Annotated in this window: 25 protein-coding genes; 3 read left to right on the top strand and 22 right to left on the bottom strand. The window is 68.8% G+C overall.

Annotated elements, in window-relative coordinates; all coding sequences use genetic code 11:
- Positions 1–4 precede the first annotated feature (4 nt).
- The 19 genes from MHY30_RS08435 to MHY30_RS08345 form a co-directional block, all read right to left on the bottom strand.
- Positions 5–880, bottom strand: a complete 876-nt coding sequence (locus MHY30_RS08435) for a ribokinase (RefSeq protein WP_239276433.1) — start codon at positions 878–880, stop codon at positions 5–7.
- Positions 877–1,665 (bottom strand): carbohydrate ABC transporter permease, encoded by a 789-nt coding sequence (locus MHY30_RS08430; RefSeq protein WP_239276432.1) that lies wholly within the window; start codon positions 1,663–1,665, stop codon positions 877–879. Before MHY30_RS08430 ends, MHY30_RS08435 begins: the two co-directional genes overlap by 4 nt.
- 50 nt (positions 1,666–1,715) lie before the next feature.
- Positions 1,716–2,585: a carbohydrate ABC transporter permease gene (locus MHY30_RS08425; protein WP_239276431.1), complete on the bottom strand. Its 870-nt coding sequence runs from the start codon at positions 2,583–2,585 to the stop codon at positions 1,716–1,718.
- Between the two features lie 148 nt (positions 2,586–2,733).
- On the bottom strand, positions 2,734–4,080 hold the full coding sequence (locus MHY30_RS08420) for an ABC transporter substrate-binding protein (protein WP_239276430.1): 1,347 nt from the start codon (positions 4,078–4,080) through the stop codon (positions 2,734–2,736).
- A gap of 25 nt (positions 4,081–4,105) precedes the next feature.
- Positions 4,106–5,113 (bottom strand): nucleoside hydrolase, encoded by a 1,008-nt coding sequence (locus MHY30_RS08415; protein ID WP_239276429.1) that lies wholly within the window; start codon positions 5,111–5,113, stop codon positions 4,106–4,108.
- Positions 5,113–6,435, bottom strand: coding sequence for an ADP-ribosylglycohydrolase family protein (locus tag MHY30_RS08410; RefSeq protein ID WP_239276428.1), 1,323 nt, complete (start codon positions 6,433–6,435; stop codon positions 5,113–5,115). The genes MHY30_RS08415 and MHY30_RS08410 overlap by 1 nt, the downstream gene beginning before the upstream one ends.
- Before the next feature lie 49 nt (positions 6,436–6,484).
- Positions 6,485–7,534, bottom strand: a complete 1,050-nt coding sequence (locus MHY30_RS08405) for a LacI family DNA-binding transcriptional regulator (protein ID WP_239276427.1) — start codon at positions 7,532–7,534, stop codon at positions 6,485–6,487.
- Positions 7,535–7,727: 193 nt separating this feature from the next.
- Positions 7,728–8,609, bottom strand: coding sequence for an SMP-30/gluconolactonase/LRE family protein (locus tag MHY30_RS08400; RefSeq protein ID WP_239276426.1), 882 nt, complete (start codon positions 8,607–8,609; stop codon positions 7,728–7,730).
- Entirely contained in the window at positions 8,596–9,348 is a 753-nt protein-coding gene (locus MHY30_RS08395; protein WP_239276425.1) for an SDR family NAD(P)-dependent oxidoreductase, read from the bottom strand. Before MHY30_RS08395 ends, MHY30_RS08400 begins: the two co-directional genes overlap by 14 nt.
- Complete coding sequence (locus tag MHY30_RS08390; RefSeq protein WP_239276424.1) at positions 9,345–10,469, bottom strand: zinc-binding dehydrogenase; 1,125 nt, start codon at positions 10,467–10,469, stop codon at positions 9,345–9,347. Before MHY30_RS08390 ends, MHY30_RS08395 begins: the two co-directional genes overlap by 4 nt.
- A gap of 16 nt (positions 10,470–10,485) precedes the next feature.
- Complete coding sequence (locus tag MHY30_RS08385; protein ID WP_239276423.1) at positions 10,486–12,213, bottom strand: IlvD/Edd family dehydratase; 1,728 nt, start codon at positions 12,211–12,213, stop codon at positions 10,486–10,488.
- Entirely contained in the window at positions 12,210–13,697 is a 1,488-nt protein-coding gene (locus MHY30_RS08380) for an aldehyde dehydrogenase (NADP(+)) (RefSeq protein ID WP_374204595.1), read from the bottom strand. Before MHY30_RS08380 ends, MHY30_RS08385 begins: the two co-directional genes overlap by 4 nt.
- Positions 13,687–14,958, bottom strand: a complete 1,272-nt coding sequence (locus MHY30_RS08375; RefSeq protein ID WP_239276421.1) for an endo-1,4-beta-xylanase — start codon at positions 14,956–14,958, stop codon at positions 13,687–13,689. The genes MHY30_RS08380 and MHY30_RS08375 overlap by 11 nt, the downstream gene beginning before the upstream one ends.
- Entirely contained in the window at positions 14,951–15,331 is a 381-nt protein-coding gene (locus MHY30_RS08370; RefSeq protein ID WP_239276420.1) for a tautomerase family protein, read from the bottom strand. The genes MHY30_RS08375 and MHY30_RS08370 overlap by 8 nt, the downstream gene beginning before the upstream one ends.
- Positions 15,331–16,404, bottom strand: coding sequence for a Gfo/Idh/MocA family protein (locus MHY30_RS08365; protein ID WP_239276419.1), 1,074 nt, complete (start codon positions 16,402–16,404; stop codon positions 15,331–15,333). Before MHY30_RS08365 ends, MHY30_RS08370 begins: the two co-directional genes overlap by 1 nt.
- A gap of 45 nt (positions 16,405–16,449) precedes the next feature.
- On the bottom strand, positions 16,450–17,199 hold the full coding sequence (locus MHY30_RS08360) for an SDR family oxidoreductase (RefSeq protein WP_239276418.1): 750 nt from the start codon (positions 17,197–17,199) through the stop codon (positions 16,450–16,452).
- Complete coding sequence (locus MHY30_RS08355) at positions 17,196–17,984, bottom strand: carbohydrate ABC transporter permease (protein WP_239276416.1); 789 nt, start codon at positions 17,982–17,984, stop codon at positions 17,196–17,198. Before MHY30_RS08355 ends, MHY30_RS08360 begins: the two co-directional genes overlap by 4 nt.
- Before the next feature lie 2 nt (positions 17,985–17,986).
- On the bottom strand, positions 17,987–18,937 hold the full coding sequence (locus MHY30_RS08350; RefSeq protein WP_239276415.1) for a carbohydrate ABC transporter permease: 951 nt from the start codon (positions 18,935–18,937) through the stop codon (positions 17,987–17,989).
- Between the two features lie 74 nt (positions 18,938–19,011).
- Positions 19,012–20,376: an extracellular solute-binding protein gene (locus MHY30_RS08345; RefSeq protein WP_239276414.1), complete on the bottom strand. Its 1,365-nt coding sequence runs from the start codon at positions 20,374–20,376 to the stop codon at positions 19,012–19,014.
- Between the two features lie 176 nt (positions 20,377–20,552).
- Between MHY30_RS08345 and MHY30_RS08340 the strand changes: the two genes are divergently transcribed.
- Positions 20,553–21,560, top strand: a complete 1,008-nt coding sequence (locus MHY30_RS08340; protein ID WP_239276413.1) for a LacI family DNA-binding transcriptional regulator — start codon at positions 20,553–20,555, stop codon at positions 21,558–21,560.
- Between the two features lie 1,370 nt (positions 21,561–22,930).
- Here MHY30_RS08340 and MHY30_RS08335 read toward each other — a convergent pair.
- The 3 genes from MHY30_RS08335 to MHY30_RS08325 all read right to left on the bottom strand — a co-directional run bounded on the left by MHY30_RS08335 (position 22,931) and on the right by MHY30_RS08325 (position 24,824).
- Positions 22,931–23,329 (bottom strand): hypothetical protein, encoded by a 399-nt coding sequence (locus MHY30_RS08335; RefSeq protein WP_239276412.1) that lies wholly within the window; start codon positions 23,327–23,329, stop codon positions 22,931–22,933.
- 106 nt (positions 23,330–23,435) lie between these two features.
- On the bottom strand, positions 23,436–24,020 hold the full coding sequence (locus tag MHY30_RS08330; protein WP_239276411.1) for a hypothetical protein: 585 nt from the start codon (positions 24,018–24,020) through the stop codon (positions 23,436–23,438).
- Between the two features lie 480 nt (positions 24,021–24,500).
- The gene (locus MHY30_RS08325) at positions 24,501–24,824 is read right to left on the bottom strand and encodes a helix-turn-helix transcriptional regulator (RefSeq protein ID WP_239276410.1); all 324 of its coding nucleotides are present in this window, start codon (positions 24,822–24,824) and stop codon (positions 24,501–24,503) included.
- Between the two features lie 380 nt (positions 24,825–25,204).
- Between MHY30_RS08325 and MHY30_RS08320 the strand changes: the two genes are divergently transcribed.
- Together MHY30_RS08320 and MHY30_RS08315 are read left to right on the top strand one after the other, a co-directional pair.
- Positions 25,205–25,933 carry a hypothetical protein gene (locus MHY30_RS08320; RefSeq protein WP_239276409.1) on the top strand — a complete coding sequence of 243 codons (729 nt, stop codon included), beginning with the start codon at positions 25,205–25,207 and terminating at the stop codon, positions 25,931–25,933.
- Between the two features lies 1 nt (position 25,934).
- A complete protein-coding gene (locus MHY30_RS08315; RefSeq protein WP_239276408.1) occupies positions 25,935–26,555 on the top strand; it encodes a M23 family metallopeptidase in 621 nt (206 codons plus the stop codon).
- The last annotated feature ends 17 nt before the right edge of the window (positions 26,556–26,572 follow it).

Below are 26,572 nucleotides of genomic sequence, written 5' to 3'. Positions count from 1 at the left end.
TGTCTCAGCGGTCGGACCGTGCCAGCTGAACGATCCGTGAGGCGGTTGCCACGGCGTGTTCCGTGGCGTGACGCACCGAGTCGCCCCGAGCGAGGCGAGCGGCGATCGCACCGGCGAACGCGTCGCCGGCGCCCGTCGTATCGACGACCGTGACAGCGGGCGCCGGCACGAGGTCGAACGCACCATCGACCGCGACATAGGCCCCCTGCGCGCCGTGGGTGACGACGACGGAACGGCACAAGGCCGAGAGCTCTCGTGCGAGACCTGCCACATCCGCCCCCCGCGGCCCGCACAGCAGTTCGGCTTCGTGGCGGTTGACCACGAGAGGATCAGCCATGGCGAGCAGGCGCCGATCGAAGGCGATCATCGGGCTGGGGTTCAGCAGGAATCGGGCGCCGTTCGACTCGCACCAGTCCGCCGCGCGGTACACCGCCTCGAGCGGAACCTCTAACTGGGAGAGGACGACGCGTGGGCGCTTACGCTCGAGCGAGGCGAAGACTCGATCGGCCGTGAGGTCGGCGTTGGCCATCGGGACGACGACGATGCTGTTCTCCCCGTCGGGCGTGACGGTGATGTACGCCCGCCCCGTGGGAAGGGCGGACACGTCCAGCGCGTCGAGCATGACGCCCGCCTGTTCCAGCGCGGTCCGCGCCGCTTGGGCTGCCGCGTCGTTGCCCACGGCGGCGATGAGAGCGCACCGCGCGGCGGAGGCTGCGGCGATGGCCTGGTTAGCGCCCTTGCCGCCGATGACTTCGTCGACCGTTCGCCCCGCGACGGTCTCCCCTGGCCCGGGTCGCCGATCACAACTGATCACGATGTCGAGGTTCACCGACCCCACCACCGCCACTTCCACGGGGGAGTCGCCTCGCCCCGCGTTCACTCCTTGCTCCCGGTGCTCGCGACCGACGTGACGAAGTAGCGCTGCAGTGCCAGCAGGATCACTGCGGGGATCACCGCCAGAATCGCGGTCTCGGCGAAGACGCGCCCGTAGTCGGTGGAGAAAGCCCCGAAGGATTTGGCGATCGCCACCGGCGCCAGATCCATTGCCTGCGTGGAGGTGATCAGGATCGGCCAGAGGTAGGCCTGCCACTGGAACAGGAACAGGATGAGTCCCGCCCCGATCAGCGCCGGTCGCGTCAGCGGGAGATAGATGGACCGGTAGATCCGGAACCATCCCGCTCCGTCGAGGTGTGCAGCCTCCGACAGGGAGCGGGGGATGCCCAAGAAGAACTGTCGCAGCGTGAAGACGGCCAGACCGTTGCCCAACCCCGGCAGGATCAGGGCGATGAGAGTGTTGGCCAGACCCCAGTCCGAGACCGTGCGCGACAGAGGGATCGCGATCGCCTCGAAGGGGATGAGGAAGCTGAGCACGACCACGGTGAAAACGGCACCACGACCACGGAACGGGATCACCGCCAGCGCGAATGCGGCCGCTGAGCTCACGAGAAGTCCGAGAGCGACCGTGGCCGCCGCCACGACCAGACTGTTGCCGAGTGCGGTGAGGAACCCGCTGTCGACGGCCGAGCGGAGATTGTCCAGAGTCCACTCCTGTGGCCAGAGCACGTGCCAGCTCAAGGGGGAACTCGAGGCGAAGGTCTCTGTCGCCGAGCGGAACGTGCTCGCGAGGAGCCAGAGCACGGGCGCGAGGAAAGCGAGGGAGATCATCACCGCCAGGGCTGTGAGGATTGCCCGGGACAGCGGGCGGGCATGTGCGTTCATTCTTCGGTCGCTCCGTTCCCCAGCAACCGGAACTGGACCGCGACGATGGCGATCATGAGCAGGAGGAGCACGACGAGCTGGGCCGACGCCTGATAGGGGTCGCTCAGCTCGAAGCTGCGATGGAAGATGTCGTACATCAAGAAGTTGCTCCGACCCTCGGGCCCTCCCCCGGTGAGGATCTGTACGGGCGCGAACAGCACGAAATTCGACACGGTGTCGGCCACCAGGACGAATAGCAACGGGCGCTTCAGCATCGGCAGCGTGACCGAGAAGAAGGTGCGCAGCGGGCCGGCCCCGTCGATGCGCGCCGCCTCGTAGTAGACGGGCGGGATGTCGTTGAGTCCCGCGATGAGGAACATCATCCAGTACCCGATGCCGATCCAACTGGCGAGCACGATGATGGACAGCAGCACCTGATCGGGGCTGGTGAACCACGGCTGCGCCGGCAGGCCGAACAGCTCCAGCAGTCCGTTGACCGGACCGTCCGGGCGCAGCGCGATGCCCCACACGATCGTGCTGCCGGCGAGCGGAACCGCGGCGGGAAGGAAGATCAGCGTGCGCCAGAGCCCAGAACCGGGCAGGTTCTGCGTCAAGAGCACCGCCAGGAGCAGCGCGAGGAGGATCTGCAGCGGATTGACGATGACGTTGAAGATCAATGTCTGGACGACACTGTTCCAGAAGGCGGGGCTGGAGAACATCTGGGCGAACAGGTCGAGGCCGACGAACTCCGGTTCGGCGAGACTGCCGGGAAGACCGCTGCGCGTCGCGTTGACCAGGGCCACGATCGTCGGCCAGATGCGCAGGACCAGGATGAGGACCACGGTCGGCAGGAGGAAGCACACCGCCGCGAGCAGGTCGCGACGCACGGTCCGGTGACGTCCGCGCCGAACGGGTGGGGGGTCGGCCGTGGGGGCGGCGACTCGATCGGCGTGATCGAGCTGATGTGTAGCCAAGGTCATCGTGTGTCTCCAGACGGCCGGCACCGGGGGCGAGCCCCGGTACCGGCGGGGCGGACTACTGGCGGTACTTCGCCCAGGCGTCGTCGAGTTGGGTAGTCGCCGAAGCGAGAGCCGTCTTGGCATCCGTGCCGTTGATGATGTCGTCGAACGTCTTCGTCATGATGTCCTCGAACTCGACGTACCCGACGGTCTGCAGGCGCAACGTGGCTGTGGTGGCCAGCTCGCTCTCCATGAGATCGACCACCCCCGTGAACCGCGGGTCCGTGAACACCTCGGCGTCGTAGAACTTCGCCGAGCCCTCGAGGTTCGACGGGGGGACCGCCAGCGCGGAGAGGTACTGCGCGTAGCCTCCGTCGTCGATGCCCATGAACTTCAGGAAGATCGCGCTGGCGTTGGCTTTGTCCGCGGTCGCCTGGGGGTTCATCCCGAGGGACCAGCCCCCCGTGGGCGTCGCCGCCTCACCACCCGCGAACGCGGGGAAGGGCGCGATGCCGAAGTCGAGCCCAGCCTCGCCGACGAACTGCGTTCCCCACCACGGTCCACCCACGTAGTACGCGACCTTGCCCGCGGCGAACAGGTTGGGCGTGTCCGCGACGGCAACCCCGCGCGGCGAGAGCCCGTCGGCGAAGATCGAGCCGTACCAGCTGAACGCCTTCTCCCAGCCGTCGTTGGTCACGTCCGGCGTCAGGTTTCCCTCTCCGGTCCCACCGGGGCCGCCGCCGGCGCTCTCCGCCAATGGCTGCAGCTGGTAATAGCGGTCGATCTGATCGAACAGCAGACCGTACTGCGCACCGGCGTCCTGCGCCTTCTTGGCGTTCTCGGTGATCTGCTCCCACGTCTCGCGGTCGTCGGGGGTGGCGCCGGGCGCGCTGATCCCCGCGGCGGCAAGGAGCGCCTTGTTGTAGTACATGATGTTGGTCGAGGTCTGGTACGGCATCGTCACGACCTTGCCGTCCACGGTCGCCGCCTCCAGGCTCCCCGGGTCGACGGCGGAGGCGAGGTCGGGGAATGTGTCCGTCAGGTCGGTCAGCCAGCCCCGGGCCGCGTACGCGGCGGTTCGCGGCATGTCGACGTCGAAGACGTCGATGGCGTCCTGCGACGACGTCAAGCGTGCCGCCAGCACGCTGTTGAAGTCATCGAACGGCACGGCCTCGTAGTTGACGGTGATGTTGGGGTGCGCCGCCTGGAACGCGTCCAGCACCGGCTGAATCTGCTTGGCGTCGTAGGCGGCGCCCGCGTACGTGATCGTGATCGGCTCCGTCGGCTCGGTCAGACTCGACGGCGCCACGCCGTCGATCGTTCCCGGGCCCCCTGATCCGCTGCACGCCGTCAGCGCCGCGAGCGCGAGGGCGGCTCCGGCACCGGCGGCAAGCCAGCGGGTCACGTCGTTGTGAGTTCGCATGTCGGGTTACTCCTTGCTGTTTCTTTCAGATGCCCGGATCGGGCGCCGATGTGAGGGCGATACGGTCGAGGAACAGTCGGCGGAAGGCGTCGACGTCGGTGTCCACGGCGACCGTTGCGTTCGACGGTGCGGGGACGGTGAGCGAGAGGCCGCGGTCTGCGACGACCAGGCCGCGAGCCAAGTCGCTGATCAGTTCGACCTCCACGTGCGCGGTGTCCCACTGGCAGATACCGGGGTCGAGGTGCGCGGCGATGACGAGGGGGTCGTGCAGGAAGCAGCCGAACTCGTGTTCCGCACGCTTCGGGAAGGCACGTGCGAGGTAGTCGATCCACGCGTGAGTGCACTCCCCGACCCATTTCGAGAAGGGATCCACGGACGCCAGCATCTGATCCGCGTCGTCGCGCGTGAGCAGGACCCGCGACGTCTGGTCGAGGCCGACCATGGTGATGCGGCCCCCGCTACGCAGGACGACGTCGAGCGCCTCGGGGTCGACGTACGCGTTGAAGTCGCCGACGACGGTGATGTTCTGGGCGTAGGTGGTGGCGCTTCCCGCCATGAGGACGAACTCCCGCACGTTCGCCGCGAATGCGGGCGAGCGACGGATCGCCACGGCGAGGTTGGTCATGGGACCGATGGCCAACACGGTGATCTCGCCCGGGTAGCGCTCTGCCTGCTCGATCATCCAGTCGGCGGCATCCGACTCGACTGTCGGACCGCGCAACTCTCCCGGGTCGCGCGGCCCGCCGTGCCCGGGGACGGCGTCGAACAGAGCCCGAACGGAGGCCATGTCACGGGTCAAGGGCGCGTCGGCTCCCGCGAGGACGGGAAGGTCGGTCACTCCCAGGCGATCGACGAGGTTGCGGGCCACATGCACCCCGGTGGAGAGGGTCACGTTGCCGTTCACGATGGTCAGGCCGAGCACCTCGAGCTCCGGCGCGCGGATGGCGAGGGCGATGGCGAGACCGTCATCGATATCGCTGCCGGGCTCGCCGAGTCCCGGGTCGGTATCGATGATGACTTTCCGCCGGCTCATCACAGAACCGCCTTGCATGCGGTCGGCAGCGCCACGTGCGCCACGGCGAGAGTTCGCGCGGCGAGCTCGTCGATCGTGACCCGGTCGAAGTCGCGTATGCTGCTGCGCACGTGGTGGTGGGTCGTGCCGACGAGCTCCGCCGGGATCGCCTCGTCGCCGTGCAGCGCTCCGTACACGCTCCCCGTCGTCGCGGCGGACGAATCCGTGTCGCGTCCCGCCGCGATGGTGAGGGCGACGGAATCGGTGAAGCCCTTCCCCCAGAGGAGGCCCGCAGCGATTGCGGCGGCGTTGTGGAGGGTGTGCACCCAGTTGTAATGGCCCAGCTCGCGGTCGATCCAGTCGAGCGCATCGACCTCGTTCGCGCCGCTCCGGTGGAGCTCCCGGATGCCGTCGAGGGTAGCCGCGAGGCGGGAGCCGTCGGGCACGAACCGACGCGCGACGGCGAGCGCTTCCTCCGCACTGTCGGTGGAGAACGCCGTCGCCACCAGCGCGGCGGCCCACATCTCTCCGTAGATGCCATTCTTGACGTGCGTGAGGCGGGCGTCGATGAGGGCGAGCCGAACGGCCGCAGCGGGATCGCCCGGCTGAACGTACCCGAAGATGTCGGCCCGGATGAGCGCGCCGATCCATTCGCGATACGGATTGTCCACGACCGCCGTCTGGGGCGCGTGCAAGCCGTGGATGAGATTGCGGTAGGCGGCCCGCTCGGCTGTGAACGTCTGGGTGAACGGGATCCTGTCGAGCCACTCCGTGGCGATGTCGTCGGTCGTGAGGTCACGGCCGTACCGCTCGATGAGGTGCAGACCGAGGATGGTCCAGTCGATGTCGTCGTCCCGGGGCACGTCCGTGAACAGTCCGGCCGAGGCGACCGGCGCGGATTCGTGCAGGTGCGAGACCCCGTTCGGGAGCGGCTCCAGCAGCGCGACGTATCCGGTTTGCGGCCACTGTCCCGCGGCGCGCAGGTAGGCTTCCACTTCGCCGCGCGACAACCCCTCGATCGGCTTCCCGAGCGTGTTTCCGACGGTCCGCCCGAGCCAGGCGCCGCGAAGGCGCCCGGGCAGCTCGTCGGGGTCGACCGCCCGGGCGGCGACGTCCGAACCCAGCAGCCCCAGCGTCACCGGGTCGCTCGGCTCGTCGAAGGACCAGTCCGCTCGCATCGGAGCGCCAGCGAGCTCTTCTCGGATGCGCGCGAGTGCATCCAGATCCGATGCGGCCGCCGCGGCACGCGCTCGCGTCGTCAGATCGCCGGTGACGTACCCGGAATGGGCGAGCTGTTCCGCTTCGTCGGGGACGAGGTCGCGGGGGTCGAGCGCTGAGTGCACGGGGACTTCCTTCTCCCGGGAGGGCGTGGTCGTGACGGCCGGGGGCGCGTCAGGATGTTTCGCGGGTCATGAGCACGTGCTGAACCAACACGTGACGGTGGGTGGTGGTCATCCCCTCGGCGATGCGGTGGAGCAGGAGCTCTCCGGCCGCGCGGCCAATCTCCTCGGCCGGGATGCGCACCGTCGTCAGGGCCGGGCGGACGAGGGAGGCGGCGTCGATGTCGTCGACGCCGATGAGGGCCACATCCTCCGGGACGGCCAGGCCGCTGCGTCGCGCGGCATCCAGCGCCCCGATGGCCATCATGTCGTTGGCGCAGAAGACCGCGCTCGGCCGGTCGTGCCGGGCGGCGAGCCTGGCCATGGCGTCGAATCCGCTCTCACGCGTCCATTCGCCGTGCTCGATCATCTCCGGCTCGACCGGGAGGTCGAGGTCCTGCATGGCGCGCAGATACCCCAGGTATCGCGGCTTCCCGGGTGTGTGGTTGAGGGGCCCCGTGATGGTCGCGATCCGGCGGTGTCCGAGCAGGTGGAGGTGCATCACGGCGTCCGCCGCGATCCGCTCGTCGTCGGCGGTGACCCAATCGATCGGGAGCTTCGACGCGCCCGACCCCACCGCGACGACCGGGATGCCGGCTTCGCGGAGGCGCGCGATGTCGTCATCGACATCGCTGACGGCGATCACCACGCCATCGGCGCGCCTTTGAATCGCGTCGGCCACGAAGGCGTGCGTGAGCGCCCCTTCACCCGCGCCCGCGTCGAAGAGCATGACGACCTGATCCTGGTTCGAGACCGCGGCCTGCAGACCCCTCGCCAGAGCCGGGTAGAACGGGTTGGTGATGTCCTGTGCGATCAGGGCGATCGTGTTGCTCCGGTTGCGGTTCAGTGCCTGCGCGAAGAAGTTCGGGCTGAAGCCGAGGTCGTCCATGACCTTCTCGACGCGCCGGCGGGTCTCAGCAGAGACCGGCCGATTGCCCGAGAGCACGTGCGACACCGTGGTCTTGCTCACACCCGCAGCCGCGGCGACCGCCTGGATGGTGACCGGGGCGGCGGCGGGCCGCGCATCTCCCGTCGCGTCCAAACCGGTTTTACGCGCGCTCATTCATAACCTCCGCATGACGACTTCACAAGATCGTGGAATCAGTGCAAACTGTTTGCAAACTAGTTTGCGTAATGCGAGAGTATACGTGCGGGGATGGAGCGTCAAGATCCCGTGCAGAATCAACCGGCCGGCGTAGCCCCGGGTACGCAGGACGGCGCCCCCGGGATCTTTCCGGGGGCGCCGTCCGCGCTCCTCAGCCCCCGAAGTCGAAGACCGGAGCCCCGGCTACCCCGACGGGCACCGCCACCACGCGACCGGCGAGGGGCTCCTCCCCCGCGGCGACGCCCTGACGCGAGGTCGTGACGTAGAGGACCGGGTCGTCACCGCCGAACGCGCATGAGGTGGGATTCGTGACCGGCAGCGGAATGACGTGGTCGAGCCGCCCCTCGGCGTCGTAGCGGTGCACCGCGGCACCACCCCACATCGCGACCCACACACCACCTTCGGCGTCGAGGGCCATGCCGTCGGGTGACCCCGCGTCGTCGGCGCTCGCGCGCGCGAACACCCGCGAGGCGCCGAACTCGCCGCGATCGGGGCCGTAGTCGTAGGCGCGGATCTCGCGGGTCAGGGTGTCGGCGTGCAGCGCCGTGGTGCCGGCATCCGTCCACACGAGTCCATTCGGGATCGACACCCCCTCGAGCGCGACGTGGACGGAGAGATCGGGGTCGAGACGGTACAGGCGCCCGCCGCCCGGTCGCACGTCGTAGGCCATCGAGCCGCAGAAGAAACGTCCCGCCGCGTCGCACGCGCCCTCGTTCATGCGCACCGCGGGGTCATCGAACACCGGGATCCGCCCCACGACGGCGAGGTCGTCGTCGAGCAGTGCGAACCCGCGCTCGACCGCGGCGACGAAGCCCCCACCGCGGCGACGCCGGATCACGCTCAGCACGTCCGCGACGTGAGCTCGGTCGACGGATGCCGGCTCCCCGGCGACGGTGATGAGGTCGCCGGCGAGCATGTCGACGTGGCGCAGGGTCCGGGTCACGGGGTCCCAGAAGGCTCCCTCGCCGTGGTCGACCGCGGGATCGCCGATCCAGCGGGCCGCAGACGTCGTCGGGGGCTCAGAGCCAGCCACCGTCGACCACCCACTTCTGCGCGGTGCACATCGCCGAGTCATCGGCGGCCAGCCACAGCACCATCCGCGCGACATCCGCCGGGTACACCTTGTCGGCCAGGCTCTGACTCCGGCGAATGTGCTCCTCCGCTTCGGGCGTCACCCAGTCGCGCATCTGGCGCGCCGTCATCACCCACCCGGGGATGACGCAGTTGACGCGAATCCGGTCGGGACCGAGCTCGCGGGCGAGCGTGCGCGTGAGACCCTCGATCCCCGCCTTGGCCGTGATGTAGCCGACGAGATCCTGCAGATCGATGTGCGCGCTGATCGAGCCCATGTTGATGATCGAGCCCCCGCCCGCGGCCCGCATCATCGGGGCGACAGCGCGCGCGGCGAAGAAGTGGTGGCGGAGGTTCACCGCCTGGCGATCGTCCCAGTACGCCACGTCGAGCTCGTCGATCGTGTGGCGCAGGTCGTGCGCGGCGTTGTTGACGAGGATCCGCACGGGACCCAGCTCGGCACCGAAACGCGCGATGGCGTCCTCGAGCGCGGGAATGTCGCGCACATCGCACGGAAGGAAGCGCGCGGCCTCGCCGAGCTCGGCGGCGAGCGCCTCCGCTGCGGGGACGTCGATGTCGACGAACCCCACGCGAGCGCCCTGCGCGACGAGGTGGCGGACGATCTCTTCACCGAGGCCGGTCGCGCCGCCGCTCACGACGGCGACGCGTCCCGCCAGGCTCGGATAGTTCGCGTACGTCATGCCGGCACACCTCCCGGGACGATCACCGCGCGCCCGACGGCGCCGGCGGCGAGAGCGGCGAACGCCTCGTTGACGCCGTCGAGCCGGTAGCGGGTGCCGATGAGCTCGTCGAGCGGCAGGAGTCCGGCCCGGTAGAGCTCGAAGATCGCGGGGAGGTCGAGCGCCGGGACCGAGGACCCGTACAGCGACCCGACGATCTTCTTCTGCCGCTGCACCAGCTCGTTGATGGGGACGTCGAACGTCTGCCCGACGGCACCGAGACCGACCGCGACCGCGGTGCCCAGGGGCCGCAGCATCCGGACCGCGGTGGTGAGGGTCTGCGGGCGCCCGACGGCTTCGACGACCCATGCCGCGCCGCCCGGCGCCAGCGCGAGCACGTCGTCGACCGGGTCGCCGTCCCCGGCGAGCACGGTGTGCGTCGCTCCGAGACGGCGGGCGAGGGCGAGCTTGTCCTCGTCGACATCGACCGCGATGAGCGGGTGGGCCCCGGAGAGCTTCGCCCCCATGACCGCCGCAAGGCCCACACCGCCCGCGCCGATCACGACGACGGGCTCGCCGAGGCAGCGGCCGATGACGTTGCGCGCGACGCCGACCCCGGTGATCACGGCGCAGCCGGCGATCGCGGCGATCTCGGCGGGAATGTCGTCGGGCACGGGCACAACGCTGCGCTCGTGGACCACGACCCGCTCGGCGAAGCTCGACGCTCCGAGCAGGTGGTGCACGGGCCCGTCGGTGTCGCGCATGCGCGTCGTTCCGTCCAACAGCCCACCGGACTGGGCCTGGACGGCGCCCATCTCACACAGGATCGGGGCCCCGACCATGCACTGGCGGCATCGCCCGCAGTTGGGGCGCCACAACAGGGCCACCCGGTCGCCGACGCGGATCGCACCGCTCGTGCGTTCGCCGACCGCTCGCACGCGGCCGGCACCTTCATGACCCGGAACGACGGGGAGGGGGCACCGCAACTCTCCCCGGAGGTAGTGCAGGTCGGAGTGGCAGACCCCCGCCGCCTCGATCTCGACGAGGATCTCCTCGGGGCCGGGGTCGGCGAGTTCGATCTGCTCGATCCGCGGGGGCTCACCGGTCTGCCGCAGCACGGCGGCGTGGATCAGGGACGGCATGGAAGCTCCTTCACGGTCAATGCGACTCCCGCATCACGGCCGGTCCCGTCGCCCCGACCAGGAAGTCGAGGTCGGCGCCGGTGTCGGCCTGTTGGACGTGCTGGACGTAGAGCTGCTCCCACCCGCGCCGCGGCGAGGCGTACGCAGCGGTGGCGGCCGGCGCCGGCTTCCGGGCGCGCAGCTCCTCGTCGGGGACGAGCATGGTCAGGCTCCGGCTGGCCACGTCGAGCTCGATCAGGTCGCCGTCGCGCACGAGGGCGAGCGGTCCGCCCGCGGCAGCCTCGGGCGCGACGTGCAGCACGACGGTGCCGTACGCGGTTCCGCTCATGCGTCCGTCGCAGATGCGGACCATGTCGCGCACCCCCCGCTCGAGGAGCTTCCGCGGAAGAGGCATGTTCGCCACCTCGGGCATGCCGGGATAACCCCGCGGCCCGCACCCGCGCAGCACGAGCACGGAGTTCTCGTCGACGTCGAGGTCGGGGTCGTCGATGCGTGCCCGCAGGTCCTCGACGGAGTCGAAGACGACAGCCGGTCCGCGGTGCCGCAGCAGCGCGGGCGTCGCCGCGGCGGGTTTGATGATCGCTCCCGACGGAGCGAGGTTTCCCCGCAGCACGACGATTCCGGCATCCGGGAGCAGCGGTTCGTCCGCCGTGCGGATCACCGCACGATCCCAGACCTCGTGCGCGTCGAGCTCGTCGACCAGCGGCCGTCCCGCGACGGTGATCGCCGTGGGATCGAGCCGCTCGCGCACTTCGCGCAGCACCGCGAGGTAGCCTCCAGCGCGGAACAGGTCTTCCATGAGGAACGCGCCCGCGGGCTGGAGATTGACCAGCAGCGGCACGCCGTCCCCGATCGCGTCGAAGTCGTCGAGCGTGAGGTCGACGCCCACGCGTCCCGCGATCGCGAGCAGGTGCACGACGGCGTTGGTCGAGCCGCCGATCGCGGCGAGCGCGACGATCGCGTTGTGGAACGACGCCTTCGTCAGGACATCCGCGGGAGTCAGTCCCTCGCGGGCGAGCTCGACGATGCGCCGGCCGGTCGCGTGCGAGTACTCCAGCAACCGGCTGTCGGGCGCCGGGATGCCGGCGATCCCGGGCAGCGTCATGCCGAGGGCCTCGGCCATGAAGGCCATCGTCGAGGCGGTGCCCATCGTGTTGCAGTGCCCCCGGCTGCGGATCATCGACGACTCGGTCGAGCGGAAGACGTCGCTCGCGAGGCCTCCCGCGCGCACCTCCTCGCTGAGCTTCCAGACGTCGGTTCCGCAGCCGAGGGGCTGTCCACGGAAGGTGCCGTTGAGCATCGGCCCGCCGGGAACGACGATCGCCGGGATGCCGACGGAGGCGGCGGCCATGAGGAGGGCGGGGATGGTCTTGTCGCATCCGCCGAGCAGCACCACGGCATCCACCGGGTTGGCGCGGAGGAGTTCCTCCGCCGCCATCGCGGCCATGTTCCGCCACAGCATCGCGGTCGTGCGGACGGTCGTCTCGCCGATGGAGACCATCGGCAGATTGTGAGGGATGCCGCCGGCCTCGTAGACCCCGTTCTTCACGCTCTGCGCCACCTCGTCGAGATGGGAGTTGCACGGGGTGAGCTCGGACGCGGTGTTGGCGATTGCGATGTGGGGCCGTCCGTCGAACGCGTGATCGGGCATGCCCCGGCGCATCCACGCGCGGTGAAGATAGGCGTTGCGGTCCTCGCCGCCGTAGAACTGGGCGCTGCGTGCGCCGCCCTCCGGGCCGGTCATGACGTTCCTTCCGTCTTCGACGGGAGCACGAGCTCGCCGTCGCGGCGATGCGGGATGCCGGCGAGAGCCTCGTCGCGCAGGTCGGCGGGGAGCGCCGCGGCGGGTGCCTGCTGGTAGGCGACGGGGCGTAGGAAGCGGCGGATCGAGGTCGCGCCCACCGAGGTGAACGCGCTCGTGGTCGCGGGCCACGGTCCGCCGTGGTGTTGGCTCCACGTCACGGCGACGCCGGTGGGCCACCCGTCGAACACGACGCGTCCGACGCGCTCCTCGAGAGCCGCCACGATGTCGTCGATCGCTTCGTCCGGCTGCGCGTGCAGTGTTCCGGTGAGCGATCCGGCGACGCGGGACAGCGCCGCGGGCACCTCGGCGACGCTGTCGTACTCCACGAGCACCGTGACGGGCCCGAAGCACTCCTCCAGGAGCACGTCGGAGCGTCCGAGGAACGTGCCGATGTCGGTGGCGACGACCATCGCGCGGACGGGACCGGATGCCTCGGAGGCGTGCCCCGCGACGACCCGTGCCGCTCCGTCGTCGCGCAAACGCGCGACCCCGGGCGCGAACGCCTCGGTGATGCGATCGGTGAGCAGAGTGAACGCGGGGCGCTCGGCCACGCGCTCGTGCAGGCGTCGGTCGTCCGCGACCCCGCGCGGCACGAAGACCAGTCCCGGCTTGGTGCAGAACTGTCCCCCGCCGAGGGTGAAGGAGGCGACGAGCCCGTCGAGGATCGCGTCGCCCCGGGCGGCGATCGCGCCGGGGGTGACGACGACCGGGTTCGTGCTCCCGAGCTCGCCGAAGAACGGGATCGGGTCGGGACGCCGGGCGATCTCGTCCATCAGGCCCTGCGCCCCGGCGAGCGACCCGGTGAAGGCCGCGGCGCGGACGACCGGTGCCCGCACGAGATCCAGACCCGCCTGGCGACCCTCGACGAGACCGAAGGCGCCGGTCGGCGCGCCGGCGGCGGCGAGCGCGTCGGTCACGATCCGCGCGGTCGCCCGCGACAGCTCGGGGTGACCGGAGTGCCCCTTCACCACGACGGGGCATCCCGCCGCCAGGGCCGCGGCGGTGTCGCCGCCGGCGACCGAGAACGCGAAGGGGAAGTTCGACGCCGAGAAGACGGCGACCGTGCCGAGGGGGCGGAGCAGGCGGCGCAGCTCGGGCCGCGGCGGAACGGCGGCGGGGTCGGCGGCGTCGACGATGGCCTCGAGGTACGAGCCCTCCTCGAGGACTCCGGCGAACAGCCGCAGCTGCCCGGTGGTGCGGGCGACCTCACCGCGCAGGCGCTCGGCGCCCAGGTGCGTCTCACGGTCGGCGATCTCGACGAGCGCGTCCGCCGCGGCATCCACCGCCTTTGCGATCGCGCGCAGCCACCCGGCCCGGACCTCGCGGCTCGCCGCACGCACGGCCGCGGCCGCGTCGGCGGCGAGGGCGACGACGTCGCTCACCCTGCCGCCGACGCGTGCGAGTTCGGCCGCCTCACCGCGCATCGGGGTCCACCACGATCTCGACCGGGGTGGCATCCGTCAGCTCGACGACCGCGGATGCCGCGCCGCTGTCGACGCGATACCGGCCCGCGAACCCGTCGATCGCGACGATGCCGTCGGCGTCGGCGGTCAGGTCGGTCGGACCCACCCACCACTCGCCGCGGATGAGCGAATGCAGCGCGTCGTACGCGGGCTTGCGCGAGCCGTCCGCGCGGAGAAGACCGGCGGGCGCTCCGAGCCACGCGCCGTGGTCGGTGATGCCCCAGTAGGTGAGCGACTCGACCGCGGGGTGGGCGAGGACCGTGCGGTAGTGGCGCACGATCTCGTCGGCCTGCCGCGCCTCCCCCTCGGAGGTGCTCGGCCATTCGTCGACGATGTAGTCGTTGAGGTCGACGATCTCCGGGGGCATGATCTCGCCCGAGAGCAGCGTGGTCTCGGTCATCTGCAGCGGCAGGCCGAAGGCCGCGAAGCGCTCGAGGATGTGTGCGATCTGCTCCTCGCCGCGGAAGCCCTGGTGCATGTGGGTCTGCACCCCGAGCGCGTCGATCTGGATGCCGGCATCCAGGCAGTCCGCGATGAGACGCTCGTAGTCCGCCGACAGATCGAAGTCGTTGAGCACGAGGCGGGCCTCGGGGTTCGCCTCGCGGGCGGACTCGAACGCGAGCCTGACCATCTCGACGCGTCCCTTGGACTGCGCCAGCCGCGTGACGGCGTTCTCCTCGGCGGTGAACACGGGCAGGATCACCGCTTCGTTGATGGCATCCCACAGGTCGATCACCCCGGCGAAGTTCGCCACCGTGGTGCGCACGCGATCGCGCAGGACGTCCTCGACCTCGGTGTCGCTGAGGTCGAGCAGCCACGACGGCGTGAGGGTGTGCCAGACCAGCGGGTGGCCCTTGATCTGGACGTCGCGCGCGGCGAACCACTCGGCGGTCCGCTTCAGGCGCGCCTCGTCGGTCTGACCGCGGCGGGGCTCGTAGCCTCGCCAGTAGAACGGCAGCGTGACCGCGTTGAAGAGCTCGAGGTAATCGGCGGCGAGCCGTTCGGGATCCAGGGCCAGGGCCCCGCCGAAGTGCTCGAGTTCGCGCGCACCCTCGATGTCGGGCGCACCGGCGATCCACTCGATGAAGTCGAACCCGATGTTGCCGAACCCGAACGCGTGCGCCGTCTGCTCGACCCGCGCCCGGGCCCCCGCGAGGGGGCGCCCGGTCGGGTCGACGAGGCGCACACGTCCGCCGACACGGCGCTGCGACAGATCAGACATCGTCGGTGGACTCCCCTCGTGCCCCCGGGTACCAGTCCTGAATGGTGTTCTCGGTCACCGCGAGGAAGACGTCGTCGGGGCGCACGCCCTCGGCCTCGAGGCGCCGCGCGACGGCACGGAAAGCGCGCGCCTTGGTCTCGTCGTCGTACATGCGCACCATCAGGATGCGGACGTACAGCACGTCGCGACGCTCACCACCCAGGTAGTGCGGGTCGGCGATGATGTGGTCGGCTGGGAGCGGGTGAATGACCTGAAAACGGTCCTCGATGTCCATGCCCAGGCCCTCGGCGAGACCCTGGTGCACCGCCTCGGCATAGGCCAAGCGCTGCGCGACGGGGACGGTCTCGGAGACTTCAATCGTGATGAGGGGCATCAGGCCCACACCTCCTTGGTGACGCGCACGTCGGCGCGGTTGCGGGCGGACTCCTCGATGGCGAGTCCGAGCAGATGGTCCTGGCAGGCGTCGGCCAGAGAGTAGGGGCCGTCGGCCTCACCGCGCGCCCAGCGACCGGTGAGCTCCAGGAATGAGGCGACGGCGATGTCGTCCTCCGACAGGCGTGTGCCCACCCAGGGGTTCCGGTAGACGATGCGCCCCTCGAAAGCGGCCGAGACGACCTCGTTCCCCTCGAGGTTCATGTCGATGCCCGTGCGCCGGTAGGTGATGGGCGAGGTCAGCACGCCCTCGCCCGACAGGCGCGTGACGGCGTCGTCGACGATCTCGCCGAGCGAGCCGCGGACGACGAGACGCCGAGCCAGCAGCGGATTCCACCACTGGTTGTCGACGAAGTCGTACAGGCCCATGCGGCCGTCGCCGAAGTCGATCGTGCCGATCGTGGTGGTGCGCGGCTGCGGCTGCGGATTCTCGACCCAGCCGTCGAAGGTCAGGGGGTCCACGAGCGGCGCCGTGAACGTGCGCGCCGAGACCACGGCATCCGCCATTCCCGCGCCGAGATACGACCGCATGATCGACGTCGCGTGGTATAGGTGCGTCGAGGCCACCTCGACCGCCGTCGGCTGGCCGATGGCCCCCGACCGCACGACCTCGAGCCGCGCCGCGTGACCCGGCATGAGCATGTACTGCTCGGCGACCTGGACGCGTCCCGACGCTCCCACCGCCGCCCACAGCTCGCGCAGGCCGTCGGCCGTCGGGGCCGGCGGGGTCTCGGCCAGCACCATCACCCCGTGCTCGACGAGCTCGGTCACGACACCGGGCATCGAGGGCCACGACACCGAGGCGATCACGAAGTCGGGCTTGAGCGCCACGATCTCCTCGATCGTGCGGACGACGGGGATCCCCCATCGCTGGGCCATGCGCTCGGCGGCCTCGTCGCTGCGGGCGAGGACGCCGACGGCCTCCAGCCGATCGGGCGCGGCCGCGGCCATGCGGATGTGGAAGTCGGATCGCCAGCCGGTACCGACGACGGCGAAGGTCAGAGGAGTGCTCAAGAGGGAGTCTTTCTTCTCGGGGGATGGGAAAAGGGGCGGGTGCGGTCAGACCTGGCTCATGCCGCCGTCGACGACGAGATCGACGCCCGCGATGAAGCTGGACTCGGCGCTGGCGAGGAACGCCACGGCGGCGGCGACCTCCTCCGGTCGGCCGATCCGCCGCAGGGGGACCATCTCGGCCACCGCGGCAGCAACGGTCTCGGAGCCGCCGGTGAACTGATCGAATCCGGCCGTCGCGGTCGGACCGGGGCTCACCGAGTTGGCACGGATGCCGCGTCCGCCCAGCTCCGCCGTGAGAGTGCGGGCGAGCGAGCGGACCGCGGCCTTGGTGGCGTTGTAGACCGCGTGGCCCGGACCGCCGTTCGAGCCGGCGATCGACGAGACCAGGACGATCCGGCCGTGGTCGTTGAGCAGGGGCACCAGACGCTGCACCGTGAAGAACGTGCCGCGGAAATTGAGATCGCTGACGTGGTCGAAGGCCGTGGCATCCGTCTCCGCGACCGGGGTCGAGTCGACGTCGCGCCCGGCGTTCGCGACCAGGACGTCCACCCCAAGACCCGTCGCCCGCACCGCGGCGGCGAGCTCGTCGAGACCGTCGAGTCGGGAGGCATCCGCCCGCAGCACGTGGACGCGATCGCCCCACGTGTTCCGCGCCTCGTCGATTCGGGCCGCGGTCATGCCCGTCGTGAGCACCTCCGCCCCCTCGGCGAGGAAGCGTTCGACCACGGCGCGACCGATGCCGGAGGTGCCCGCCGTCACCACGGCGAACTGGCCCGCGAGCAGTCCGCCGGTCACTTCAGCGCTCCCGCGGCGAGGCCGCGCTCGAAGGAGCGCTGCAAGAGCAGATAGGCCGCGATCACCGGCACGGCCGTGATGACCGCCGCCGCCAGCACACCGGTCTGGTCATTGGTGTACTGACTCATGAAGAACGTGGGAAGCAGCGTCACCACCTGCTTGCTCGGGTCGTTGAGCATGAGCAGCGGCAGCAGGTACGCGTTCCAGCTGTTGATGAGGGTCAGCACGACGATGGCCCCCGCGATCGGACGGGTGAGCGGGAGCACGATGTGCCAGAACACGCGCACGACGCTCGCGCCGTCGATGCGTCCCGCCTCCATGAGCTCGTTCGGGATGCCGTTGAAGAAGCTGCGCGCCAGGAGCACGGTGAACGGCACCTGCAGCGCCGCGAGCGGCAGGATCACGGCGATGAGCTCGTTGTACATGTCGAAGGTCGACGCCGTGACGAACAGCGGTGTGAGCAGCACCGCCTCGGGCATCGTCAACGCCACGAGCAGGAGCCAGAACCAGATCTCCTTGCCCGCGATGCGGAGCTTGGCGAAGCCGAACGCCGCGAGCATCGTGCACACGTAGACGAGGGCGATCGTGGACGCCGCGATGATGATGCTGTTCAGGAAGTAGGTGTGGACGATGCCGGTGGCGAAGACCTTGGCGTAGTTGCCGAGACCCTGACCGGCGAGAGAACCCTGCACCATGGCGACCAGCGGGAACAGGTAGGGCACGACGATGAGCGTCGCGAGGAGCTGCAGGCCCCACCGCGAGGCGCGGGATCGGACGTCGAACATGGTCAGCTCCTCTCGGACTGTCGGTTGATCCGGTTCATCAGCAGCCCCGCACCGATCGCGAGCACGAGAAGCGCGACCGAGATCGCGGCGGCGTAGCCGAAGTGCTTCTCCTGGACCATGGTCTGGAAGATGTAGGTGCCGAGGAACTCGGTCGCGTGGTTGGGTCCCGCCCGCGTCACGAGGTACGGGACATCGAATGTCTTCAGCGCGCCGATGACGCCGAGCACCGCGAGGGCGACGGCGGTGCCGCGGCACATAGGCCACACGATCGACCAGAGCGTGCGGATGTTGCCCGAACCGTCGACGCGGGCCGCCTCGAGGATCTCGGGCTCGATCTGGCTCATCGCGGCGTAGAAGAGGATGAACGTCAGCCCCGTCCACTGCCAGATGGTCACGAGCATGACGACGACCATCGCCGTGACGTTGCCCGCCAGCCACGGTTGGGTGAGCGACCCCAGTCCGATCGCCGACAGGATGCCGTTGAACGAGCCGTTCGCATCGAAGATCAGGCGGAAGACCGGAGCCATCGTGGCGGGCGCGAGGACCGTCGGGACGAAGATGATGACCTTGTACACCGGGGCCAGGTGGATCCGTGAGTGCATGATCGCCGCGAAGACGAACCCGATCACCGTCTGTGCCGTGAACGTCACCACGAAGAAGATCGCGGTGTGCCCGATGGCGCGCCAGAAGATCGGGTCGGCGAACATCGCGGCGTAGTTGTCGCCGCCGACCGGCTCCGACGGGCTGAGGATGAACCCGTTCCAGTCGAGGGTCGAGACGTAGCCGGTGTAGCCGATGGAGAAGTAGATCATCCCGACGACCAGTGCGAGCGCCGGAAGGATCCACGCGAGGCCGCCCGGGTACGGGGACCTCTGTCCGGCACGGCGTGGACCGCGGCCCGGGGTGCGTCGCGACCGCCCCGCGGTCACAACGGCTTCGGTAAGGGTGCTCATGTGCTCTTCCTTGAGTGGGGCGGGATCCTCCGTGGGCGGGAGTGGACCCGCCCACGGAGGGATTCGGCGCGGGGCTACTGCGCGTCCACGACGGACTGCAGGCCCGCGAGGGCGTCGTCGATGGTGACGTCACCGGTGGCGACGCCGATGAGGGCGTCACGGAAGGCGCTGTTGAGGTCGGCGGAGACCGTCGCGAACCGCGGCTGCGTCGACGACGCCGCGACGTCGGTGTACTCCTTCAGGGCGTCGAGCTGGACCTCGGGGTTGACCAGGTCGATGTCGTCCCACTGGGGCTGGATGCCCAGGAGCGACGGGATGTCGTTGAGGGTGTTGGCAACGGTCTGCTGCCCGGCCTCGGTCGTGGTCAGCCACGTGACGAACGTCTTGGCGGCGGCCTGCTGGTCGGACTGCGCGCTGATCGCCAGGCCGTAGTCGGCGTCACCGAACATGTTGCCCGTCTCGCCGGTGCCGGCGACATCCGGGAACTGGATCGGGATCATGGTGAACGGCTCGGGGTTGGAGACGCCCGCGGCCTCCATCGCTCCGATCATCGTGTCGCGGACGGTGTACTGCGTGTACCAGGTGCCCATCATGACCATCGCGTACTGGCCCGACATGAAGGCGTTGCTGGCGTCGGGGTACTGCTGGAGCCCCACGGCGCCGTCCTGCATGATGCCGTCGTCGAACAGCGACTTCCAGATCTCCATCCCCTCGACGAACGCGGGGTCGGTGTAGGGACGTTCGCCGAGCGAAGCCTCGATGTAGGCCCCGGGCTCGACGTTCTCCATGATCGCCTCGAAGGTGTCCATGTCGAACGCCCACTGTCCCGCGCCCTGCACGAAGCAACCCTGACCGGCGGCCTGGAACGCGGCGCAGACCTGCTTCCACTCCTCCAGGGTCGTCGGGGGCGTGAGGCCCTGGGTGTCGAACATGTCCTTGTTGATCCACAGGCTCCCCGAGTAGACCGACCCGGCCGACAGCCCGACGACCTTGTCGTCGACGACCAGTCCCTCGACCCCGGATGCCGACAGCTTGTCGCGCCAGTCGGAGCCCAGGGCCTCTTCGACGACGGGGGCGAGGTCGATCGCGCCCGCCTGGAAGGTCTCGACGCCGCCGTTCGCCGAGCCCGGGGCGACGTTGAAGATGTCGGGCCCGTCGGCGGACGTGATGGCGGGACCCATGACCGAGTCGTAGTTGTCGATCGGCTTCGAGACGAACTCGACGGCGATGTCGGGGTACTCCTCGTTGAACGCGGCGATCAGCTGGTCGGCGACGGGCTTGTCGGGGGTCCAGCCCCACCACACGAGATTCCCCTCGGTGGCGGACCCGGAGTCGTCGCCTCCCGATCCGCCTCCCGAGCAGGCCACGAGTGACAGCAGGGTGAGACCGGCGACCGCCGTCGCGCCGGCACGGCGCCAGGACGATGTCTTCTTCGACATGGATTTCTCCTCTTGTGCTGCAGGTGAGGCGAGCTCGCAGCATCGCGAGCCGCATGATCTTGCATCGCAAGTTTTAACAAAGTGAGGAACAACTTGTTACGCAACTTGCGTGGTTGCTATAGTAGATCCGTCGCCGCCCGCGGTCAAGAGTGCGGGCTCCGGGGGGAAGGAAACCCATGTCGCAGCGCACCGCCACGCTGGCGGAGATCGCCCGCGTCGCCGGGGTCTCCGTGCCGACGGTGTCTCGTGTGCTCAACGGGCGCCCGGGCATCTCCGCCCCGAAACGCGAAGAAATCGAGAAGCTCCTCGAGGAGCGGGGGTACGAGCGACGCAAGGCGCGACGCGAAACATCCCTTCTCGATTTCGTGATCGTGAGCCTCGAAACCCAGTGGGCCACCGAGCTCCTGCGCGGAGCGCAGGCCGAAGCCGCCCGGGCGGGAGCGGATCTCGTCGTCACCGCGACCGAGGGCTCGCCGGCCGGTACCCCCGAATGGCTGCAGCGCGTCGCCGGGCGGGGCACCGACGGAATCGTCATCGTCGTCTCCGAGATCGATCCGGTCGGTCGTGAAGAGCTCGCGCGCTTGAACGTGCCGGTGGTTCTCGTCGACCCCGTCGGCACCGACACTGAGTCGTTCGTCACGGTGTCCGCCGCCGACTGGTCCGGAGCCCGGGATGCCACCGACCATCTGCTCGATCTCGGGCACACGCGCATCGGATTCGTCACCGGTCCGCTCAACCTCGAGTGCCACCAGGACCGCCTCGACGGCTACATGTCCGCGCTCGGGCGTCGCGGCATCACCCCCGACCCCGGGCTCGTCCAGGTGGGCGACTCGCTCATCTCCGGCGGCATCACCTACGGCGGGAAGCTCCTCGACGCCCCCGAGCGGCCCACCGCGATCATCAGCGGCTCCGACGAGCAGGCGTACGGCATCTACCTCGCCGCGCGGGAACGAGGACTCCGGGTTCCCGAAGACCTCTCGGTCGTCGGCTTCGACGACGTCGACCTGTGCCGCTGGGTCAACCCGCAGCTGACGACCGTGCACCAGCCGCTCGCGGGCATGGCCTCCGAGGCCGCGCGTCTGGCGCTGGCCATGTCGCGCGGCGAGACGATCGCCCACCGACGGGTTCAGCTGTCGGCCGAGCTCGTCGTGCGCGAGTCGACGGCGCCGCCGCCGGCCCGGTAGCCGCGACAGACGCACCACGAACGACGAAAGCCCCGGCGAACCGGGGCTTTTCGTGGCGGAGACGGAGGGATTTGAAATCGCGCCGACGGCAACCGAGCTTATCGGATCCGCGCGAAACCGGGCGTCCTGACGTTCTCGATACCCGGTTCGATCATGTGGGGTCGATACAATTCGTGGCAGAAACGTGGCAACCCCGGAGCGCGTGCACATTGGGCACGCCACCCACCGCATGAGCAGCTCAAGGGAGTTCGCAGAAGGCCTGGTAGCTGCTCCCCTTCCATGGGAACACCGCATGGAAGTCACGATCGAAGGTGCCGTGAGCGTGGGTCCAACCCGAGTCGACGATTAGCATGCCCTGACTCGTCGTGTAGAGGCGAGCCTCGAGCGGATAGGTCGCTGGCCACATGCCGACATCCACCACGAGTTGCCCCTCCCCCAGCAGGCCGTCAGGACGCGCGCCGCCTTGCCAGATGCACTCATAGCGTCCCGCGGGGAACGATAGAACGTTCAGGAGGATGATGACGCCACCTATCGCCCCAACCCATACCCACCAACGTTGCCACCATGGTCGCGACGGCGAATGGGATGTGGCGTTGCTCAAGACAGGTTCCAATCGACGAGCCGAGGTCCTAGGAAGTCGTTCAGTTGGACAAACGGTTGCTGCGCTCCGGTGCCGTCTGGCCATGGTGGTCGGCTTGGATGACCCGTACGAATCACCTGGGATGGCGGCAGCCCCTTGAGCACCGGTTTGGCAACACCCCAGGCGCGATCACCCAGGACAAGGAAGGCCGGCGGCTCGGTAAGCGCAATGCAACTCGCGAGCACAGCCCGAGTGAAGTCCCGGGAGACCCCACGCAGACCCGCTGGCAGCCCGTCGCTGGCGTAGACCAGCCACGCATTCAGGAGTAGTACCCCACGCCTTGCCCACGCTCCCAGGTCAGCACCGCAAGGTGCATTGGTCTGCAGACCTGAGCGTCGCAACTCCCACAGCAGTGGTACCAGGGAACTCTGCGGCCAGAGCCCGGCAGAGGAGAACGCCAGTCCGTCTGCAACGCCGTCCCGTGCCGGCGAGGGATCCGGGTGGGCCTGTGGGTACGGGTCCTGCCCAAGGATGACTACGCGGACCTCCTCGAGTGGAGTGAGGTGAAACGCACGAAAGACAAGATCACGGTTCGGCGTCACGAGACGGTTCGCGGAAGCAGGCTGCGGCCCTCGGAACGTGCTGTCGAGCTCGCTGACGAGTCTTTCCAGGTCGCGATGGTCAAACGAATGGGACTGGATTGCGGCCGCCCAGTCGGCAGGTAACTCGTCGAACACTCTCTACGGCGTCCAATTCGCTCACGAGCGCGCGGGTTGCGCCAGCGCACCCATTAGTCCTCGAAGTACCACGTCTGTCCGCAGCCGTCCGCAACAGCCTTCACTCCCGTGCGGAAGGCCAGCCACCGAGCAGTCGACACTTCGCCCGTGACGGCATATTCGTCCGCGAAAGCGGCCGTATCTGAGGCGAGGCTCGCAAGCAGGAGATCAAGGCCGACGTCGCCCGTATCCCCCGCGTCGAGGGCTTGATCGCCGAGCGAGAATGCGAACTCCTTTAGCCCGGCGCCGTAGGTCTCGACCGTCGGGTCCGCGCGGGACATGTCCACGAACGCTGACATCGAGTCACCGAACTTCGAGCAGGCCTTCCTCAGATTTTTCCTCGCGGCCTCGGCGGCCACGTCTGCTGCAGACTGAGTCTCAGTCGGAACCGCGGCATCGGCTTCATCGACCACGATCTCCGGCGGTGCAGCGCATCCAGCGGTCGAGATCGCAAGCAACAAGATGGGGACCAGGAGAGTGGCCCGTCCAGGTTTCGGCACGTGCGCCCTTCGGTGTCCGTCAGGCCTCGAGCGCATCGCCGGACTGCTCCATCATGATCTTGCCGCCGACGAACACAATCCCCAAAGCAAGTGCGGACACGGCGACGACGCCGACACCCTTCATGATCTGCTTCAGGAAGTCCTTGTTCTCCGTATCCTTCGCGAACTCCTTGTTCCCCGTTTCAAGGATGAGCTCGAGAATCTGCTTGCGCTGCTCCCAAGGCAGGTCCTCCTGAGCCAACTCTCCCTTGAGGATCTCGCGAATCTCCTGGAAAGCCTGGTGCACCTGAGCCTGGCTCTCCTTGTTGTTCTGGAGCGCGGACTCCTGGGCGCGCTCCATGACGCCGACGGTCTCCATCGCGAAATCCTTGAACGCCGGGAACTGCTCGACGATCTTCAAGGCGACCTCACGATCCATGTCGGGCATCATCGCCGCGAAACGGATCATCTTGTCCTTGGAGAGGTTCCTCCACGACTCGATGTCGAGCGCTTTCTTGATCTCGGCTTCACTGCTGTACTTCACGCTCTGCTCCCCAGTCGGTTTCCCCGGCGGGCAAGCGCATTGGACGATCGGGATCCGCCAGATCTCTTCGGCGCGTGCCACTCCAAAGGAATCGTAGCGATCGCGGCGGACGTTGAATTCGCAGGTGGACGAGCGCGCAGGACCTTGGCCGCGAATCCGCGGGGAGAACGGCATCGACCCAGACCAAGGCGACGTCCCCCGGATTGATCTCGACCGGCTCTGCATCGAGGAAGGCGCTGGCCAAGTATGAGCGGCCGCCACAATTCACCGTCACGCGCTCACCAAGCGTCGGAGGCATCCGGGGCCGCCGCGATGTGTTGGTCATCGAGATCGCCGCACGCCAGACGTGCTCTATCACGCGGTCCTCGACGACGCGTGCCGGATGCATCTCGACGCGCACATGGTCGATCACGTACACGCGGCGAGCGCGGCGCCTCAGCCATACACCTACGACGAGCACCGCGGCGACGCCTGTGAGCACGCACCAGATCCACACATCCACCGCGACCACCTCCTCGGGCTACACCCCAGGCATACCCCCGACCGCGGACACGCGAACCGTCAGAACTCCCCGATCGCCATTCCGAGACGCAGGTAGAGGTCGGTGACGGCCTCGTTGTTCACGCTGTATTTGACCCAGACACCCTTTCTGGATTCCCCCGGCACCGACGGCGGGTCGGCGATCACGAGGCCTGCGGCCTCGAGTTCGTTGAGCCGTGGCTGGACTGTCGTGGGGCCGAGATCCAGGGCGTCGCAGATTGGACCGACCGTGACGTCGGGGTTCGAGCGGAGGTAGCGGAGAATCGCCGCCTTGACGAGGTTGCCGAGCAGCGCGATCGGGTCCTGGGCGTCTTCTGAGCCCGCTGGTTGCGCGAGACGAGGCATGCGGCAATTGTGTCGCAGAGGTAGTTGCGAAGTCCAGCAAAGCATCCGATTTAGTTGTTTACTTCCTACGCACACTGATATACGGTGTGGGCATGTCAGTCGGCCACCCCCACATCACGCCCCTCGCAGATTTTGCGGGGCTGGCGTTGTCCCCTTTTTGGGGGACAGACAACGGCCTGGTCCGAGGTCTAAAATCCCGGCCGCTGATCGTCTTCTCCTCCACAGAAGTCAGCCACGTCGACGTTATCCACAACCTCGAAACAAATCCTTTTCCGCGTTGCCCTGACGTGCCTAGGATGCCGTCACGGCGACCGATGCACCAGCCGTACCGTTCGTGCAAGGTTGCCGTCCTGGAAGATCAGGAGGGCTGACCGGTGATGATGAGCCAGAGTTCGGGGCGACGGGGGATCGCGTGGGCGATCGTCGGCGGCCTGGTCTTGATCGCGGGCATCGTCGCCATCATCGTCAGCGCGATGCTGGCTCAGCCGACTCCGACGCCGTCTGACACGCCGACCGCCTCGAACACCCCCGAGCCCACGCCATCCGAGCAGCCGGACGGCAGCTTCGTCGATCCGATGACGACCGACCAGGGCTGGACGCCGGAGCCGATCACGACAGACACCGACAGCTACATCCGCGCGGCGCTGGCTGCGGCATCCACGTTCGACACGACGAAGAGCGCGCGCGAGGAGTGGCTCGACTACCTCGACACGTGGTTCACGCCCGACACGCGGTTCACCTCCGAGGCGGACCAGCTCGCGGCGATGTCCGACTCACAGACCGAGCTGCGACAGGGCGTCGTGCTCCCGCAGGAGGAGTGGGACTCGCTCGCGGGCGAGAACGGCCGCGTCGTCGCGGTCGTCACCAGCGACATCGCCGACGTGCCCGTCACCGACGATCCCTCGGGCGACATGTCCATCGGCACGGCCGACGTGACACTGACCTTCACTCGCTCGGACGGTTCCGGCGGCGAGACGTCCTACGACGAGCAGGCGCGCGTGAGCGTGCAGGTGCTCTGCGGCGCAGCATCTGTGCCGACCGCCGACACCGACCAGCAGGCCGGCGACTGCAAGGTCGTCCGCTACTTCACGGAGCCGTTGGAGCCCTGACATGGGAGCCCCGGTGATCGCCGCCGCAGCCCTCAACACGAGGACTGGTCGGAAGATCCTGGCGGGGGTGCTCATCGGCATCCTGCTCGTCGCGGGGTTCATCGTCACGCCACTCGTCGCGATCCCGTTCGCGGTCGCCGGCGCCGCCGCGAGCACCACCGAGACCACCAACACCTCAGCAGATCCCGCGCCCGCCGTCAGCGGCGACTGGGGCTACCCGCTCGCGGGCAGCTACTTCAAGGGGCGCGGGTTCGGCTACAACCCGGTGGTCGGATGCGGCTACTGCTCGACGAACCACCAGGGCTACGACATGGCCCAGGGATGCGGCGCGACCGTCTACGCCGCGGGTCCCGGTGTCGTCATCACCGCCGGGTCGTATCAGGGCTACGGCAACGCCGTTCTGATCGACCACGGCGGCGGCATCGTCACGCTCTACGGGCACATGCAGTGGGGATCGCTGCGCGTATCGGTGGGCGACACGGTCACCGCAGGCACTCCCATCGGCGCCGAGGGCAATACCGGCAAGTCGTTCGGCTGCCACCTCCACTTCGAAGTCCGTCAGTCAGGTAACCCGATACCTCCCGAGCCCTTCATGGCCGCACGCGGCCTTCCCCTGAAGTAGTCATCGCGAAGGAGAAC

It is taken from the genome of Microbacterium sp. ACRRU (genome assembly GCF_022346945.1).
GTDB classification, from domain to species: Bacteria; Actinomycetota; Actinomycetes; order Actinomycetales; family Microbacteriaceae; genus Microbacterium; species Microbacterium mcarthurae.
Note: the sequence above shows the minus strand (reverse complement) of the source record. Positions and strands in the feature narration are given on the sequence as shown.